Origin of the sequence: Ciceribacter azotifigens (assembly GCF_048159625.1) — a bacterium.
Taxonomy (GTDB): domain Bacteria; phylum Pseudomonadota; class Alphaproteobacteria; order Rhizobiales; family Rhizobiaceae; genus Allorhizobium; species Allorhizobium azotifigens.
The window spans coordinates 40784-57130 of record NZ_JBLQTA010000005.1 but is presented as its reverse complement, the minus strand read 5'-3'; the positions used below and the strand labels follow the sequence as shown (position 1 = coordinate 57130).

17 protein-coding genes are annotated in these 16347 nt (G+C 61.8%); 8 read left to right on the top strand and 9 right to left on the bottom strand.

Annotation, left to right across the window (positions count from 1 at the left end; all coding sequences use genetic code 11):
• The first annotated feature begins 63 nt into the window (after nucleotides 1-63).
• The 3 genes from ACM6UT_RS09685 to ACM6UT_RS09675 all read left to right on the top strand — a co-directional run bounded on the left by ACM6UT_RS09685 (nucleotide 64) and on the right by ACM6UT_RS09675 (nucleotide 2959).
• Entirely contained in the window at nucleotides 64-813 is a 750-nt protein-coding gene (locus tag ACM6UT_RS09685; protein ID WP_416797138.1) for a class I SAM-dependent methyltransferase, read from the top strand.
• 119 nt (nucleotides 814-932) lie between these two features.
• A complete protein-coding gene (gene hisC, locus ACM6UT_RS09680) occupies nucleotides 933-2030 on the top strand; it encodes a histidinol-phosphate transaminase (RefSeq protein WP_416797137.1) in 1098 nt (365 codons plus the stop codon).
• A complete protein-coding gene (locus tag ACM6UT_RS09675; RefSeq protein WP_416797136.1) occupies nucleotides 2027-2959 on the top strand; it encodes a prephenate/arogenate dehydrogenase family protein in 933 nt (310 codons plus the stop codon). The genes hisC and ACM6UT_RS09675 overlap by 4 nt, the downstream gene beginning before the upstream one ends.
• 3 nt (nucleotides 2960-2962) lie before the next feature.
• On the opposite strand, the gene ACM6UT_RS09670 is transcribed toward ACM6UT_RS09675, so the two are convergent.
• Nucleotides 2963-3982, bottom strand: coding sequence for a DUF2125 domain-containing protein (locus ACM6UT_RS09670; protein ID WP_416797135.1), 1020 nt, complete (start codon nucleotides 3980-3982; stop codon nucleotides 2963-2965).
• Between the two features lie 49 nt (nucleotides 3983-4031).
• Here ACM6UT_RS09670 and ACM6UT_RS09665 point away from each other — a divergent pair, with 49 nt between their 5' ends.
• Nucleotides 4032-4547, top strand: a complete 516-nt coding sequence (locus tag ACM6UT_RS09665) for a gamma-glutamylcyclotransferase (protein ID WP_416797134.1) — start codon at nucleotides 4032-4034, stop codon at nucleotides 4545-4547.
• A gap of 39 nt (nucleotides 4548-4586) precedes the next feature.
• On the opposite strand, the gene ACM6UT_RS09660 is transcribed toward ACM6UT_RS09665, so the two are convergent.
• The 4 genes from ACM6UT_RS09660 to ftsE all read right to left on the bottom strand — a co-directional run bounded on the left by ACM6UT_RS09660 (nucleotide 4587) and on the right by ftsE (nucleotide 7916).
• The gene (locus tag ACM6UT_RS09660) at nucleotides 4587-5390 is read right to left on the bottom strand and encodes a lysophospholipid acyltransferase family protein (RefSeq protein ID WP_416797133.1); all 804 of its coding nucleotides are present in this window, start codon (nucleotides 5388-5390) and stop codon (nucleotides 4587-4589) included.
• Nucleotides 5391-5464: 74 nt separating this feature from the next.
• On the bottom strand, nucleotides 5465-6175 hold the full coding sequence (locus ACM6UT_RS09655) for a YdcF family protein (RefSeq protein ID WP_416797132.1): 711 nt from the start codon (nucleotides 6173-6175) through the stop codon (nucleotides 5465-5467).
• Nucleotides 6176-6256: 81 nt separating this feature from the next.
• Entirely contained in the window at nucleotides 6257-7264 is a 1008-nt protein-coding gene (locus ACM6UT_RS09650) for a cell division protein FtsX (protein ID WP_416797131.1), read from the bottom strand.
• A complete protein-coding gene (gene ftsE / locus ACM6UT_RS09645; protein WP_129333825.1) occupies nucleotides 7257-7916 on the bottom strand; it encodes a cell division ATP-binding protein FtsE in 660 nt (219 codons plus the stop codon). Before ftsE ends, ACM6UT_RS09650 begins: the two co-directional genes overlap by 8 nt.
• A gap of 198 nt (nucleotides 7917-8114) precedes the next feature.
• Here ftsE and ACM6UT_RS09640 point away from each other — a divergent pair, with 198 nt between their 5' ends.
• The 3 genes from ACM6UT_RS09640 (at nucleotide 8115) to ACM6UT_RS09630 (ending at nucleotide 9913) form a co-directional block, all read left to right on the top strand.
• Nucleotides 8115-8807, top strand: coding sequence for a hypothetical protein (locus ACM6UT_RS09640; RefSeq protein WP_416797130.1), 693 nt, complete (start codon nucleotides 8115-8117; stop codon nucleotides 8805-8807).
• 74 nt (nucleotides 8808-8881) lie between these two features.
• On the top strand, nucleotides 8882-9436 hold the full coding sequence (gene hpt / locus ACM6UT_RS09635) for a hypoxanthine phosphoribosyltransferase (protein WP_416797129.1): 555 nt from the start codon (nucleotides 8882-8884) through the stop codon (nucleotides 9434-9436).
• A gap of 117 nt (nucleotides 9437-9553) precedes the next feature.
• Nucleotides 9554-9913 carry a response regulator gene (locus ACM6UT_RS09630; RefSeq protein WP_129333822.1) on the top strand — a complete coding sequence of 120 codons (360 nt, stop codon included), beginning with the start codon at nucleotides 9554-9556 and terminating at the stop codon, nucleotides 9911-9913.
• Nucleotides 9914-9934: 21 nt separating this feature from the next.
• Here ACM6UT_RS09630 and ACM6UT_RS09625 read toward each other — a convergent pair whose 3' ends face one another.
• The 4 genes from ACM6UT_RS09625 to argH form a co-directional block, all read right to left on the bottom strand.
• Entirely contained in the window at nucleotides 9935-12532 is a 2598-nt protein-coding gene (locus ACM6UT_RS09625; protein WP_416797128.1) for a TIGR02302 family protein, read from the bottom strand.
• A 139-nt stretch (nucleotides 12533-12671) separates the two neighbouring features.
• A complete protein-coding gene (gene lysA / locus ACM6UT_RS09620; RefSeq protein ID WP_416797127.1) occupies nucleotides 12672-13940 on the bottom strand; it encodes a diaminopimelate decarboxylase in 1269 nt (422 codons plus the stop codon).
• A 12-nt stretch (nucleotides 13941-13952) separates the two neighbouring features.
• Entirely contained in the window at nucleotides 13953-14144 is a 192-nt protein-coding gene (gene lptM, locus ACM6UT_RS09615) for an LPS translocon maturation chaperone LptM (protein WP_416797126.1), read from the bottom strand.
• A 98-nt stretch (nucleotides 14145-14242) separates the two neighbouring features.
• Complete coding sequence (gene argH, locus ACM6UT_RS09610; protein WP_416797125.1) at nucleotides 14243-15646, bottom strand: argininosuccinate lyase; 1404 nt, start codon at nucleotides 15644-15646, stop codon at nucleotides 14243-14245.
• A 24-nt stretch (nucleotides 15647-15670) separates the two neighbouring features.
• On the opposite strand from argH, the gene tlpA reads away from it, so the two are divergent.
• Nucleotides 15671-16333, top strand: a complete 663-nt coding sequence (gene tlpA, locus ACM6UT_RS09605; protein WP_416797124.1) for a thiol:disulfide interchange protein TlpA — start codon at nucleotides 15671-15673, stop codon at nucleotides 16331-16333.
• Nucleotides 16334-16347 lie beyond the last annotated feature (14 nt).

The following is a 16347-nucleotide window of genomic DNA, read 5'->3' as shown; positions in this document are numbered from 1 at the left end:
TCGTTGCGCGGAATGTAACGTCTTTGGCCTTGAAGTCCAACCAGCGACTGATATCAATTGCCCATGCACGTCGATATCGTCGATCTCCGCCAATTCTATCATTCGCGCCTCGGGCGAATGGCCGAGCACTCGATCGGGATGGCACTCGCATCGCTCTGGAGCCGGCTGCCGCAGGAGCGTCTCGTGGGTCTCGGCTACTGCGTTCCGTTTCTGGATCGCTTCCGGGCCGATACGGAACGGACCTTTGCCTTCATGCCGGCCGGACAAGGCGCGGTAAACTGGCCTGTCGGCGAACCGTCCGCCACTGCACTGGTCTTTGAAGAGGAGCTACCACTTCCGGACTCCTCCATCGATCGTGTGCTGATGGTGCACTCTCTCGAATTCGCTGAGGATCCGCGCGAAACCCTCAAGGAGATCTGGCGCGTGCTGGCCCCGGGCGGGCGGCTGGTGATCGTGGTGCCGAACCGCCGCGGCGTCTGGGCGCGGATGGAACATACCCCCTTCGGCTCCGGACGGCCCTATTCGCGTGGTCAGCTCACAACCTTGCTGAGAGAGACGAACTTCACCCCCGGAGCGAGTGCAGAGGCTCTGTTTTTCCCGCCGTCGAAGATAAGAGCCGTGCTGCGCCTGCGACGGAACTTCGAGCGCGTGGGCCGTTTCATTTGGCCAGCCTTTTCCGGCGTCATCATCGTCGAAGCGCAGAAGCGGCTGTACCAGGGCCTTCCGGTGAAGGCGCGCGTCTCCCGTCGTGTTTTTGCCCCCGCCCTGGCGCCGCGCGGTGTGCCGACCGTCCGGCAGTCCGCCGACGGATGACCCCTTCCGGCAGGCGCGCAACCCTCGACAAATGGCGGTTTCCGTTCTAATGGCTCTGAACCCGAAACCGCGCCTCCGCCGGTAGTTATCACCTCACCAGTAGTTCGACGAGCAGCGACATGACCAAGCCTACGCCGCGCCCCGGTATCCTCGACATTGCCGCTTATGTGCCAGGCAAGGAGCATGCTCCGGGCGTCGAGCGCGTGTTCAAGCTCTCGTCCAACGAGACGCCCCTCGGGCCCAGCCCGACGGCGATTGAAGCCTTCAAGCAGAGCGCCGGCCATCTCGAGCTTTATCCGGACGGACAGGCAACGGCCCTGCGCGAGGCGATTGCCGAGGTTCATGGCCTGAACATGGCGAACATTCTCTGCGGCAACGGTTCGGATGAACTGCTCGGGCTTCTTTGCCACGTCTATCTCGGCCCCGGTGACGAGGGCATCATCACCGAGCACGGATTCCTCGTTTACAAGATCCAGATCATGGGCGCCGGCGCCACCCCGGTGGTGGTGAATGAAAAGAACTGCACTGTCGACGTCGATGCCATTCTGGCTGCCGTCACCGAGAAGACGAAGATCGCATTCATCGCCAATCCCGGCAATCCGACCGGAACCTACGTGCCGGTCAGCGAGATCCGCCGCCTTCAGGCCGGGCTGCCGGCTCATGTCATCCTCGTTCTTGATGCTGCCTATGCGGAATATGTTCGCCGTAACGATTACGAAGCCGGCATCGAGCTGGTCTCGGGGAACCGCAACGTCGTGATGACGCGGACCTTCTCGAAGGTCTACGGTCTCGCGGCCTTGCGCATTGGATGGCTCTACGCCCCGGCGGAGATCGTCGACGCGATGAACCGGGTGCGTGGGCCCTTCAATCTCAATGCGCCGGCGATTGCGGCAGGCGCTGCCGCGATCAGAGACCAGGCATTCGTGGAAACGGCTGTAACCCACAACCGGCTCTGGCTGGAGAAGGTGACGGAGGCTCTTGCAGAGATCGGCCTCGACGTGACGCCTTCGGTCACCAATTTCGTGCTCATTCATTTCCCGGACGTGGAGGGCAAGCGGGCGGCGGAGGCAGACGCCTTTCTCACCAGCCGCGGCTACATTCTGCGCGCAGTCCGCGGGTACGGTTTTGCCAATTCGCTCAGGATGACGATCGGTAGCGACGAAGCCAATCTCGGTGTCATCGACGCCCTGCGTGAGTTTATGGGGCGCCGCGGATGACGGACGTGCATTTCGAAAAGATCGCGCTTATCGGCATCGGCCTTATCGGTTCGTCTATCGCACGCGACGTGAAGGACCAGCGACTGGCCGGCAAGATCGTGATCTCGACCCGTTCGGCGGATACGCTGAAGCGGGCCGAGGAACTGGAACTCGGCGACAGCTACACACTTTCCGCCGCCGAGGCGGTCGAGGGCGCTGACCTCGTGATCATCTCGGTTCCGGTCGGAGCGTCGGAGAGTGTCGCCAGGCAGATTGCGTCGCATCTGAAGCCCGGCGCGATTGTTACCGACGTCGGGTCGACGAAGGCGTCCGTCATCGCACAGATAGCACCCCATATGCCGCCGGGTATCCACTTCGTGCCCGGACACCCGATCGCCGGCACGGAGAAATCCGGTCCGGACGCCGGCTTCTGCGGTCTTTTCAAGGGGCGCTGGTGCATCCTGACACCACTGCCGGGGACCGATGCCGGAGCGCTAACCCGTCTCAGGGCTTTCTGGGAAGCGCTGGGGTCGAGGGTCGACGAGATGGACCCGCAGCACCATGACAAGGTTCTCGCGATCGTTTCCCATCTGCCGCACATTATCGCCTACAACATCGTCGGCACGGCGGATGATCTGGAGACGGTTACGGAATCGGAAGTGATCAAGTATTCCGCGTCTGGTTTCCGCGATTTTACCCGCCTTGCAGCATCCGATCCCACCATGTGGCGCGATGTCTGCCTGCATAACCGTGACGCCATCCTCGAAATGCTGGCGCGCTTCTCGGAAGATCTCGCCTACCTGCAGCGCGCGATCCGCTGGGGAGAGGGCGACAAGCTCTTCGAGCTCTTCACCCGCACGCGGGCGATCCGTCGCTCGATCGTGGAAGCAGGTCAGGACGTCGATGCGCCTGACTTCGGCCGCCACGCCCTGGACGAGAAAAAGGGCTGATCATCAGAGGGGCGGCAGGACACCGATCGGTATGATCCCGACGGAGACGACGCCTTCATGCAAGATGAGCTCGGCGGAGCCGGAATCCTTCCCTCCGAAAAGTGCGGCGAGCACCTTCGCTGCGTTGTCGAATTCGACCGCGGAGTCAGGAAAGGCGACCGTGAGTGCGTCTTTCCAGCCCTCGACCTTCTCAAGCTCCAGGTGGAGCTTGCCAGAGAGGTTGCCATCGTCGCCAACAGACAAGGGACCGCTGGCAGTCAGGACGCGACCCTGCCCGAGATCGATCACGAGCCGCCGGATTTCGCCCTTGCTCCCGTAGAGCTCGGCGGCAGTAGCGTCATGCACCGGATCGAGCAAGGCGGCCTTGCCGAGCATTGTCACGTCGAGGCTGGCGGAGACAGGCGGCAGAGTGAGTGGTGTGGCCTTCGGCATGAGGACGCTTGCGTTCGTCACCAGGGCAGCGGCGTCGAGGTCTTCTCCGTTGCGGCGGATATGGAACTCCCCATGCTCGGTTTGTACCGTGGCAGTGCTGCCGTCCGCCACCGCTGTGGCGTCGATCTTCAAACCCTCGGTTACGAGTGAGGAGCGGGACAGGCCATCGAACCAGGCACTAACGCTGGAGTGCAGTTTCTCCCATTGCACCGAGAAGGAGAAGCCGAGGGCCGATCGCACCTCCGCAGGGCTATCCATTTCCCCAACGAAGTGGCTAGGTGCGTAGACTTGGGCAGCGGAACGGAACGCGCCGAGCGACGCGGAAATGCCATTGAAGCGGTCATCAACAGTGATCGACGAACAGAAGAGACCAATTCGAAAGGGATAGCCGCGGATATCCATATCGTTGCAGCGAACCTCAGCGCCTGCCGTGTCGCCGCCGTCGAAGAGTTCTGAAACGCGCTGTCGCATCAGGGTTGCGGCGAGCATCCAGCCTCCGCTATAGACGCCTATCGCCAGGACGACGAGCACGCCGAGCAGGACGATTTTCCGTGTCACAGCTGTCTGACCGGATCGGGTTGACGATGCCATCGGGCACTCCATGATGGGATAATTCGAACGCACTGAGATGATGCCGGATATGGACGAATTTTGGGTCTTTGGCTACGGATCGCTGATGTGGAACCCCGGCTTCCCCTTCGAGGAGCGGGTGCAAGCCCGAACCTTCGGCTATCGGCGCTCGCTTTGTGTCCATTCATGGGTGCATCGGGGAACCGAGGAGCGTCCGGGTCTGGTGTTGGGCCTCGATCGTGGAGGTTCGTGCCGCGGCGTGGCCTTCCGTGTTGCTGCGCCGGAGTGGGATGCCACACTCGGCTATCTGCGCGAACGCGAACTCGTTACCCATGTTTACCGCGAGCGCTCAATGCCGATAGCGCTCAATGACGGCCGCACTGTTTCGGCGGTCACTTACGTAGTGGATCGCAGTCATCGGCAATATGCCGGCGCCATGACGATTACCGACGCCGCGGGCATCGTAAGCCAGGCAGTCGGGCGATCCGGTCCCAATCGGGCATATGTCGCGAATACCGTCGCACATTTGCAGGAGATGGGCATAAGGGATCACTGGCTGGAACAGGTACTAGCGGCAATCGGTTGATATGCCACCGGGCCCGTCCAAGGGCAATCCATATGACGGTCAGCGGTCCTCGTTTGCCGATGCTTCTCTTGCAAGCTCATTGAGACGGAGCTTTGCCGTCGGTGGGAGCGGAACATGCGGGTTTTCTCTCGCGGTCTCGACCAGCAATTCGTCACTTGCCGCTTCGAGGACACTCATGAGTTTCTCGAAGAATGCGTCCGGATCGAGCCCGGGTTCGATCGGGGGCAGGATACGCACTTTGAAGTGGCCCGGGAAACGAAGGAATTTGCGGCGCGGCCAGAAGAGACCCGGATGCATAGCCACCGGCACGACCGGCACCTGAAGATCGCGATAGAGCCGGGCGATGCCATATTTGTATTCCGGATGCGCGCCGGGGGGGCGGCGCGTTCCCTCCGGATAGATGATGAGCTGTCGTCCATTGCGCACCTCGTCGGCCGTTTGCGCCATGACCGCCGCCATGGCCTTGCCACGTGCGCCGCGGTTCACCGGGATCATCCGTTGCTTCTTTGCGTACCAGCCGAACAGGGGAATCCAGAGCAGTTCGCGCTTCAGGATATACACCGGATCGTCGAGCCAGGGCAGCAATGCGAACGTGTCCCAGAACGACTGATGCTTCGGCGCCAGGATGTATCCGCCCTTGGGGATGTTCTCCAGCCCTTCGATCGTGAATGTGGTTCCGACGATCGTCTTCATCAGCCAGTGGCAGGACAGCGCCCAGTTCTTCGGGATCGAGAATGCCTTCTTGCGAGGTATCACGAAATAGATCGGCGAAAGCACGATCATTCGCAGGATGAGATTCAGATAGAAAGCAGTGTTGAAGAGAATGGAACGCAAGGCGATCATGAAAGGCTTCCCGCGACGTGGTTGCGACGTGCCTATACGAAATCAGGTCCGAGAGAAAGCGCCCGGGACCGCTATCACCGGACTGATTTGGCGAGTGTCGTGCTCGAGCGCAAGCCGTCTCCCATGCTCCAGCCCACCAGACCGCGTGCGAACGCGACCAAGGTCTTCCCGTACTCCGCAAGCAGCGTGCGCAGAACGCTCGGGTTCGCAAACCAGTTCGTCGTCTTGAGGTCGGAATTCACGACCGGATAGGCGATGAACTCCGTCGCGCGGTCGATACGCCGGAGCTCCATGAGGCTGCGTGGCATATGGTAGTTGTTGGTCACAACCAAAACCCGGGAATAGCCGCGGTCGTGAATCCAGCGGGATATTTCGTTGGCGTTGCCGATAGTATCGAGTGCCTGGTAGCCAATGTCGACACAGCAGTCGAAGAGATCGTTGGAACTTTGTGTCATCCGCCGGATTTGTGATGGCGTCGTCGCCGGATGAACCCCGGAGATGAGCAAGCGGTTGCCCGAGCCGCGCCGGAGGAGGTCCACCGCCTGATCGATCCGTTGATATCCGCCGGTTAGAACGACGATCGCATCGGCCTTGGCATCTGTCGGCGGTTTCAGTGTCGTAACGAGGTCGGCAAAACGCAGGAAGCCGGCGACGAGCAACGCACAGATGAATATCGCGACTATCCCGCCATAGCGCAGAACGCGACGCAGCGGTCCACGTCGCGCGAAGAGACCGTGCGCGGGACGCTGCCGCGGCATCTTCGGACTTGCTGTGATCCGTGACATCCGACCCATCGTCATATATTGTGCATACCGCCCTTTTGGCACGGCGAACAGGCGGCTTTGTGGCAAGTCAACAGGCTTTCCTCAGTCGCTGATCAGACCATCCGTGCGAGCAGGATCCGAACGGATCAGATCGATTTCATAGATGGTCCTGATGACGGTGAAGCGGGCGGTAAGCGTGGTCAGCAGCGCAATGACGATCATCGTCGCGAAGATGCCAAGGTAGCCCATGAAACCAATGCTGAAGGTGCCGAAGAGCGCCGCCGTCTGGTCGCTTTCGGGTGTCGCCAACGATCGGCTCTGCCAGTAGCTTGCCAGTGCGAAGAGCGTTGCCGCCGCGAGGCCTCCCGCGGCCGCGCCCTTGAGGCTGATCTTCAGGAAGTGCTTCTGGAACTCCTGCGCCACAAAGGAGCCCTCGGCGCCGACGAAATGCAGGACCTCGATGATGTGGCGGTTACCGGAGAGCGCACCGCGCGTTGCGAAGACGACGGTCAGCACCATGGCGATGAAGACCAACAGCAGAATGCCGGAACCCACGAGGACGGTGGTCCGCGCCATGGAGACAAGGCGGTCCACCCAGGTGCGGTGATCGTCCAGGAAGGCCTGCGGTACTTCCTCCTTCAGCAGCGCACGCATGGCTGTGAAGTCCGGCGGATGCGTCTCGTCGATGGTGATGATGACGAGGCGCGGCACGGGAAGATCATTGATGTCCAGCCCGGTGCCAAGCCAGGGTTCCAGGAGACGGGCGGTTGCATCGTCGTCCATGATCGTGCCGTTCTTGGCGCCGACGAAGGTCAAGGCAAGGTCGCGGGCGCGAACCAGCGCCTTGTTCATGTCGAGACCGTCCTCGGGCTTGATCTGAATGGTGATTTCACGGGAGATCTGGCTTTGCCAGCCGGCGGCCGTCGCCCGCACCATGCTGACGGCGCCGAGCGTCAGGCAGGCGAGAAAGGCCATGATGGCGATCACCACCATCAGGGCATTACCCTGTATGTTGGAGGCCGGCAGGATCGGGGCCGTGGGGCGGACGTGCATTTCCGTCCGGCGCGGCGGCTGCTTGCTGCGGGGAAGCGGGCGTTGCAGATCAATCATAGATTTCCAGCCGTCCGTCGGTGAGGATCATGCGGCGCGCATCGATCTGGTCCATCAAGGCAAAATCATGCGTGGCGATGACGACCGCTGTGCCGAGGCGATTGAGCTCGAGAAAGAGGCTCAGCAGACGCCGCGCCATCGGCGGATCGACATTCCCAGTGGGTTCGTCGGCAAGCAGGATTTCGGGGCGGTCGATCAGTGCCCGTGCGATCGCCACGCGCTGCTTCTCGCCGCCCGAAAGGACGGGCGGCAGTACATTGATGCGCTCACCAAGACCGACCCATTTCAGGAGCTCGATGACATCGTTGCGATATGCAGCTTCGTCCTTGCCCCGAACTCTCAAGGGCAGAGCGACATTCTCGTAGGTCGTGAGATGGTCGAGAAGCTGGAAATCCTGAAAGACGATTCCGACGCGTCTCCGCAACATCGGCAATTCGCTGCGCGGAATCTGCGTCACATCGCGGCCGAAGCTGCGGATCAGCCCGCGGGTTGGCTGCAGCGACATGAAGAGCAGACGCAACAGAGTCGTCTTGCCGGCGCCCGAGGGGCCGGTCAGGAACTGGAAGGAGCGCTTTGGGATGTCGAAGGTGAGATCTCTCAGGATCTCCGGTCCCATTCCATAGCGCAGGCCGACGTTTTCGAAATGAATCAACGGACAGGTCCGGTCTGACAGTGCTCGAGTTCTGGCGACTTGTTAACGCACTCGGTTAACAGACGGTAAACTGGCGTCGAAAGACGGCCTTCCAGGCAAATCTTTGCGAAGCATTAACCATTCAAATTTACGACTGGAGAGGATTCGTTTCAATGGCCTGTTTTGCGGCGCCTTGATGGGCCGCGCAGCGAGGGCAAGATGAGCGCATTCCGCAATCACAGACGGACGGCCGAGACAATCATCGACCTGCTGCCACCGGAGCGTCCCTCCCGGGTAGCGCGCACTTCGCCGGTCCGCACGTCCGTGACAGACGTCGCCGATGCACAATTCGTCACCGTCGCGAAGAACATTCCCACGGCGGGCGCCAAAAGCTGGTGCAACGACAATCACAACAACCGGCCTCTAAGCTCCGCTTCCCGAAAGCGGTCCTCCTCCTCTTCTTCTGCCTTGGCCAGTCGCGTCGTCCGCGGTATCGAAGGAGTACTCGGACGCCTGTCTGATAGAAACTTCGCGTTTCTGGTCGCGCTCGTGTTCGGTGCCGTCTTTACAGCCGCAGGTCTGTTCGCTTCTCCGGAGCGGGCCTCGCCGATTCGCGCCGTCGCGCTCGACATCACGCATGTCACGCTGACGCCGCAGGATGCAAACGGCATGCAGGTGCTGCTCGTCAATGCGATCATCGAAAATCATGGCCCGGGACAGCGGTCGATGCCGAGAGTTCGAGCGGATCTGCTTTCCGGCGGCCAAGTAGTGGCCAGTACGTTCATCGATACTCCCACCGGGTCGATCGGTGCGGGGGAGAGCCGGGGTCTTGCCGCACGCCTCCGGCATCCCGGTGGAAAATTGCCGGAACTGCGGCTTTCTTTCGCGGACGAGGATGCCCGCAGCATCTGATTGTGTTATCGCGGGTCGGCAAGCATGTCGGCACGACCATGTCGCCGACGGTCTTTCATCCCATGGAGTGAAATATGCCCGTCGTCCGCGGAAAGAACATCGAGCCCCTGTACACGGCCGAGCAGATTGCCGAGCGAAATCGCCAACTCGCTGCAGAGATTGCCAGCGGTCCCTGTGAGGACCTTTTGGTCATCTCCGTTCTCAAGGGCTCTTTCATCTTTGCGGCCGATCTCATTCGGGCGCTGCATGATGCCGGACTTGCACCTGAGGTCGAGTTCATTACGCTGTCCAGCTATGGCACAGGCACCGTGTCCCAGGGGGTGCGTATCATCAAGGACATCGACAGCGACGTTCATGGTCGCAACGTCCTGCTGATTGACGACATTTTGGAATCAGGGCGCACGCTCCTGTTTGCCAAGACGTTGATGTACGAGCGTGGTGCTCGCAACGTCTCTATCGCGGTTCTCCTGGACAAGAAGGTGAAGCGCAAGGAGGTGTTTGACGCTGACTACGTCGGGTTCGAGTGCCCGGATTACTTCGTTGTCGGCTATGGGATGGACGTGGCCTATGCATTCCGCGAGCTGCCCTTCGTCGGTGTCGTGACCGGCGATGCGGAAGGCGACGCCTAGCACGCCTCTGCAAAGTTCCTGTTAACCATCTCGCCGTCACCGGCCGTTTCCGTTTACCGATCGCAAAGGAAACTCTGGTGACTTGCAGCGATATGAACGGATGACGGGAGCATGCCCATGGCAAGGATTCTGATAACGGAAGACGAGGATTCGCTGCGCTCGTTCGTCGCCCGTGCACTGAGACTCGACGGGCATGATACGGCAGAGGCCGCCGACGGCGCCGAAGGATTGGAAAGGCTGGGCGACGGCGCTTTTGATCTCTTGCTATCCGATATCCGCATGCCGGTGATGGACGGCATCGAACTCGCGCACCGTGCCTCGTCGGCGTTTCCGGACCTGAAGATATTGCTGATGACCGGCTACGCCGAGCAGCGCGAGCGTGCTGACGACCTGATGACGAAGGTGGTCGACGTGGTCGACAAACCGTTCTCGCTTCTCGACATCCGCAAGGCAGTGGCTCAAGCGCTTGCGATCTGAAGCCGGGACGACTTCCACCGCCTATTGGATGTCCAGCAATCGTTCCAGATAGCGCCGTTCCAGCTCGGGACTGAGATTGTTCCCGAGTTTATCTCGGATCGCCTCGAGGATCTCTCTGGCTCTCTGGACGTCGATTTCGTCGGGAACCTTCACATCGTCGCCGAATTCCGGCCCGTCGGTCGGACGGGGACGCCCGAGCGGATCGCGGCCGGTCTGGTCACCCTGCTGTGTGCCCTGGCCCTGACCTTGGTTGCGCATCGCCTGCATCATCTGTCCCATCATGTCGCGCGCACCCTGGCGTAGAGCTTCGAGCGCCTTGCCCTGTCCTTCCACCGCCCGTTCGCCTTGGCCCTGGCCCAGAGCTTCGCCGGCACCGCGCATTTCACGTTCCGCCTGGGCAAAGCCTTCGCCCGGCTTCACACCCAGATCGCTCAGGCCTTTCTGCAGGTCTCCGAGCTTGCGCCCGAGCGCATCCTGTTGTGCCCGCAGATTCTTCAGGGCCTCGCGTAGCTGCTCCGCAGTCATGTTGTCGGTCGGCGAGGGTTGGCCGCCCGGCTGCTGTCCCGGCTCCTCGGTGAGTTCGCCGTCCTCACCGTCGCTGGGGTCGCCACGCTGCATGCGATCCTTCAGGGCCTGGTCGAGCTTGAAGGTTTCCTCCATGAGCTTCTGCTGCTCCTGCATCAGTTCGCCGAGCTTGTCGATCTGCTGCTGTACCTGGCTGTTCTGTTGCTGGTTGCCCTGCTGCGGCCGTGCGGTCTGGAGATTGTTCATCATCCGCTGCAATTGAGACAACATGTCCCGCGCAGCATCACGGTTGCCCGAGCGGGCAAGATTCTCGATCTGGTTCAGCATGTTCTCCAGGTCGCGCTGGCGCAGGACGTTTTGTGCCGATTGCTGACGGTTCTCCGAGCCCGCATTGGGCTGGCGCTCGGCCATTGCTTTCATGAAGTCCTGCATCGCCGCGCGAAGCTCGTCCATAAGTTTCTTGATCTCGTCGTCTGGAGCGTTGCGCTCGAGCGCGTCCTGCAGCGCTTGCTGCGCCTCCCGCAGCTTCCGTTCGGCCAGCGAAAGGTTGCCATCGTCAATTCCGAGAGCGATCTCCCAGAGATAATCGGCGGTGCCCTTCAGATCTTCCGTTGTGCGTGCGAGCTTCATCCGCGCCTGAGCCGACTGGATCAACAGGAAATGCGTGAGGTTCGGGATCGTCTCGTCCGCCCTGATGGCCAAGGCTTCGTTGAGCGCGATCGCCTTCGGAAGATCGCGGGTATCCAGTGCGAAGACCTGCCGCTCCTCGGCGACGGCCGCAGCAAGCGGCTGCGCGAACTCTCGCGATGGCAACGTCATCTCGAAAGGAGCGCTGCGCCCCGCCTGACCGGCCCCGTCCCGGGCGACCAGCGTGATCTTTACCTTTTGTCCGGCCAACGGATGTTCCGTCAGGTTCCTGCTCGATGTGCCCTTCGGGTCGCGCGGGCTCCGACGCGGCAGATCGAGCTTGTACTCGGGCGCCGGGTAGAGCGGGGTCGCGTCGGGTTTGGCGGCGGTCGGCTCGATCTCGGCGTGTGCCTCGACGAGGCCGTAGTCGTCATGGCCTTTGAAAGCGATCTCGAGAGCACCGTTGACGCTACGCCGCGGTGTGCCGTCGAAGGCAATCTGCGGCGGCTGGTCAGGTGTCACGTCGATGGTCCATCGGCCCGGACCGACGGCCAGCACGCCGCTCTCGGTGAGTTCCGCCTCGTAGGTCTGTCCTGTGGCTTGGACAGCTTCGGATGCCGGTTCTCCGGCAGGGTTAGCAGTTTTTGCTGCTCCGAGTGGTACAGCCTCCACCGCCTTCACGGGCTGAAAGCTGACCTGTTCCTCGCCGCTGCCTCCGCTCACGCGGATCGTCATTCTGGAGTGTTGGGGGACGCTGACCGCAGGAGGTGTCCCGCCGTCCTCTCCAGACTCCCGGCGCGTCAGGAAAACCGGTGCCCTGCCGGTATAGGCAGGCGGCGTAATCCAGGCATCGACGCGCAGGTCCGGTGCCGCTGCGCCGGATGTCGACCAGCGGAAAGCGTCGGCAATCGTGCCGGCTCCGTTGGAACCGGAGTAGGCGAAAGCTGTCACCAGGAGCAAGGCAGGGATGGTCCGCAGTGCAAACCTGTCGTGACGCGCGATGTCGGGGCGTGGGGTGCCGGCGTCGAGAGAAGCGATCGTCTCGGCCATACGTCTCTGGTGTTCGCTCCAGAGCGCGCGGGCGAATGCCGTTTCGAAGGCCGGGACGTCATCCTGGGCGGTGACCGGCTGGTGCGGGAGATGATTTCGCTCCTCCAGCAGTCGGTCGGCCTCGTCGGCTCTGGGCCAGCGCAGTTTCGCAAACGGCAACAAGGATGCCAGGAAACCGAATGTGAGAATGAAGACCGTCGCGAGACGCAGCCAATCGGGAAAGATGCGGTAGAGGCCGAGCCAGGCAAAAGAGACGAACAGTGCCGCGAAGCCGAGCACCGGGAGGAAAAGTGGTACGAGACGTTCGATGAAGAGGACGAGGCGCGCGACCGCGCGCTTCGCACGCACACGGCGCGCAAGCCTGAGATCGGTTCCAGGAAGTCTCGTGCTCTCTCTTTCAGACGGAGCAGCGTTCATCCGTAAGGTTCTCACTCGGCGTCGATCGTCCTGCCGACAATTCTGCAGCCTCGGACTTGGCGAGGTCCAAGGATAGCATTCTTTGTGGCGAAGACGAGGGCAAAGCGCCGCCGCCCGTCATTTTCGCGTTCCCGTGGCGTCAGTCGAGCCAGGCAGGAAGCGAATCGAGGCGGATCAGGTCTTCGAAGCTCGGGCGCGGCCGTATGACATGGAATTCATCGCCCCTGACAAGCACCTCGGGGATGAGACGCCGGCTGTTGTAGGTGCCTGCCTGCACAGCGCCATAGGCGCCGGCCGAGCCGACTGCCAGCAGATCGCCAGTGCGTGGCATCGCCATTTCGCGATCGAGTGCGAGATAGTCCCCGGTCTCGCAAACGGGGCCGACCACGTCGGCGCGGATCCTCGGCGCACTGGCCGCGGAGAGCACGACGGGGCGTATTTCGTGGTGCGCGTCATAGAGCGTCGGGCGGATGAGATCGTTCATCGCAGCGTCGACGATAACGAAGGTCTTGTCGCCGCCGTCCTTCACGTAGACGACTTCGGTTACGAGGATGCCTGCATTGCCGACGATCAGGCGTCCGGGCTCGGTGACGATGCGGCAGCCGAGGCCGCTCAGTTGCTCCTTGACGATCCTAGCATAAGCGTCCGGCTCCGGCGGTGGATTGTTATCGTCGTGATACGGAATGCCGAGGCCGCCGCCGATGTCCACGTGCTCGATCGCGTGTCCGTCGGCACGCAGCGTCGCCACCAGTTCCTTCAGCAGGCGGAAGGCATCCTCGAATGGCTGCAACTCGGTGATCTGGCTGCCGATATGCATGTCGATGCCGGTGACCTTGATGCCGGGCAGCGTGGCGGCATGGGCGTAGACCGCCTGCGCGCGCTCGTAGGAAATGCCGAACTTGTTTTCCTTCTTGCCGGTCGAAATCTTGGCATGCGTGCGCGCGTCGACATCCGGATTGATCCGGAACGAAACGTGGGCCACCTTGCCGGCCTTCTGTGCCCGCTGGTTCAGCACTTCTAGCTCGGGTTCGGATTCGACGTTGAAGCAGTAGATCCCCGCTTCCAGCGCGAGATCCATCTCATGCACGGTCTTGCCAACGCCGGAGAACATGATGCGTTCGCCCGGGATGCCGGCGGCCAGTGCGCGCCGCAGTTCGCCTTCCGAGACCACGTCCACGCCGGCGCCGAGACGTCCCAGCGTCTTGAGCACGGCCTGGTTCGAATTCGCCTTCATGGCGTAGCAGACCATCGCGTCCGTGCCCTCGAACGCCTTGGAGAAGACCCGGTAGTGACGTTCCAAGGTCGCCGTCGAGTAGCAGTAGAAGGGTGTGCCGACCGCTGCGGCAATCGCCGGAACGGGTACGTTCTCGGCGTATAGAACGCCATCACGATATTCGAAGTGGTTCACGACGGGGACCTGTCAGAGAAGAGGATCGAGGACAAAAGGATCGTCCGGAACAGTGGCTTCCTGTTTGGTCGACTGCTTGTTCTGTTCAGCAGCCGGCATATTCGGCGGGTCGAGGTCCGCCTTGCGGCCGCAGCCGGAAAGCGCCACGGATGCCGCAGCCATAACACCCATCGTTACGAACAAGCTTCGAAGCGCCCTAGCCATTACTTTGCCCAACCGGAGGAAACCTTTATCTAGCCTCTATCGAAAAAGCGGGGTCTTGTGCACCCTCAATCTCGTGATGGCAATGCAAAGGACGGTGATCAGTTGCGCTGGCGCCACCAGCCAATCTGCTTGCGTACCTCGCTCGGGGCCGTGCCACCGTAGCTCTTACGGCTCGCGACCGAGGCCTCGACCGTCAGCACGTCGAAAACGCCCGCGGTGATCGCCGGGTTGATCGCCTGCAATTCATCGAGCGAAAGTTCTGCCAGATCGCAGCCCTTGCCTTCGGCAAGCGCCACGGCGCGGCCGGTCACGTGATGGGCCTCGCGGAACGGCAGTCCGGCTTCCCGCACCAGCCAGTCGGCGAGATCCGTCGCGGTCGAGTAACCGGCGCCGGCGGCCGCCTTCATCCGGTCCGTCCGGACCGTCATGTCGCGGACCATGCCGGTCATCGCGGCGAGGGCGAGCTCCAGGCTTTCCGCCGCATCGAAGACCTGCTCCTTGTCTTCCTGCATGTCCTTCGAATAGGCGAGAGGCAGACCCTTCATCACGGTAAGGAGTGCGACGAGCGATCCGTTGATACGCCCCGTCTTCGCGCGCACGAGCTCGGCGGCATCCGGATTCTTCTTTTGCGGCATGATCGACGAGCCCGTCGAGAAGGCATCCGAAAGCCGGACGAAGCCGAATTGCGGCGTGGACCAGATGACGATCTCCTCGGCCAGACGCGAGAGATGGGTGGCAGCGATCGAAGCCATGGCGAGGAATTCGAGTGCGAAGTCACGATCGGACACGGTGTCGATCGAGTTGCGGGTCGGTTCGCGGAAGCCCAGTGCCTTGGCGGTCATGTGCCGGTCGATGTTGTAACCGGTGCCGGCGAGTGCTGCCGCCCCAATGGGGCTTTCATCGAGGTGCTCGATTGCGTGCCGCACGCGCTGCCGGTCACGGCCGAACATTTCGACATAGGCCATGCAGTGGTGGCCGAAGGTGACCGGCTGGGCCGTCTGCAGGTGGGTGAAGCCGGGCATCACCGTCTCGGCATGTTCTTCCGCCCGGTCGAGGAAGGCACTGATGAGGGAGGTCAACGCGACCTCGGTCTTCTGCAGTTCTTCCTTTACCCAGAGTCGGAAATCGAGCGCCACCTGGTCGTTGCGCGAACGAGCCGTGTGAAGGCGTCCCGCTGCGGGACCGATCAGGTCGGCAAGCCGCGCCTCGACGTTCATGTGAATGTCTTCGAGGCGACGGGAGAATTCGAAACGGCCGCTTTCGATCTCTGACAGGATCGTGTTCAGACCGTGAACGATCTTGTCTTTGTCTTCGGTCGCGATGATGCCCTGATGGGCAAGCATGGTCGCGTGCGCTATTGAGCCGCGGATGTCCTGGGCATAAAGCTTCTTGTCGAAATCGATGGAGGCATTTATCTCCTCCATGATGGCTGCAGGGCCGGAGGCGAAACGTCCGCCCCACATCTGGTTGGAGGTCAGCGTGTCCTTTGTGTCCTCGGCCATTTGATGCCCATCCCGGAGATGTTGATGACAGAAAAAAGACCCCTCGGACTTCCTTCCGCCAAGCTGGTTGCGATTGCGGCAGTCGCCGGGATTTTGGCCGGCGCGGCAGCGGTATACGTGAAGCAGACCGTGTCTGGCAATGGCGAGGTTGCTGCGGAGGCGGGCCAGTGCGAAGGAGCGGTCGGCAAGGCGGCGAGCCTTGATTCCGTCGCGAAGGGCGAGGTCGCCGCCATGACCGCGGCCACGGAACCGCGTTCGATCGCCGGCCTGGCGTTTAAGGATGCCGCGGAGAAGGATGTAGCAATCGAGGCCTTTGCCGGAAAGACGGTTCTCCTCAACGTCTGGGCGACATGGTGTGTGCCTTGCCGCGAGGAGATGCCGGCTCTCAACAGTCTTCAGGGGAAGATGGGCGGCAAGGATTTCGAGGTCGTGGCGATCAACATCGACACGGGTGACGCGGAAAAGCCGAAGGCCTTTCTTGCCGAGACCGGCGTCGACAAGCTCGGGCTTTATCGCGACAACACGATGGGTGTCTTCAATGCTCTGAAGAAGCAGGGGCTTGCCTTCGGGCTTCCGGTGACGCTCCTGATCGACGAAAAGGGCTGCCTTCTCGGCTCCATGAACGGCCCCGCCGCATGGGACAGCGGCGACGCGCAGGCACTGATTACGGCCGCCGTGAAGCTCTGACACTCTTCGAGCGG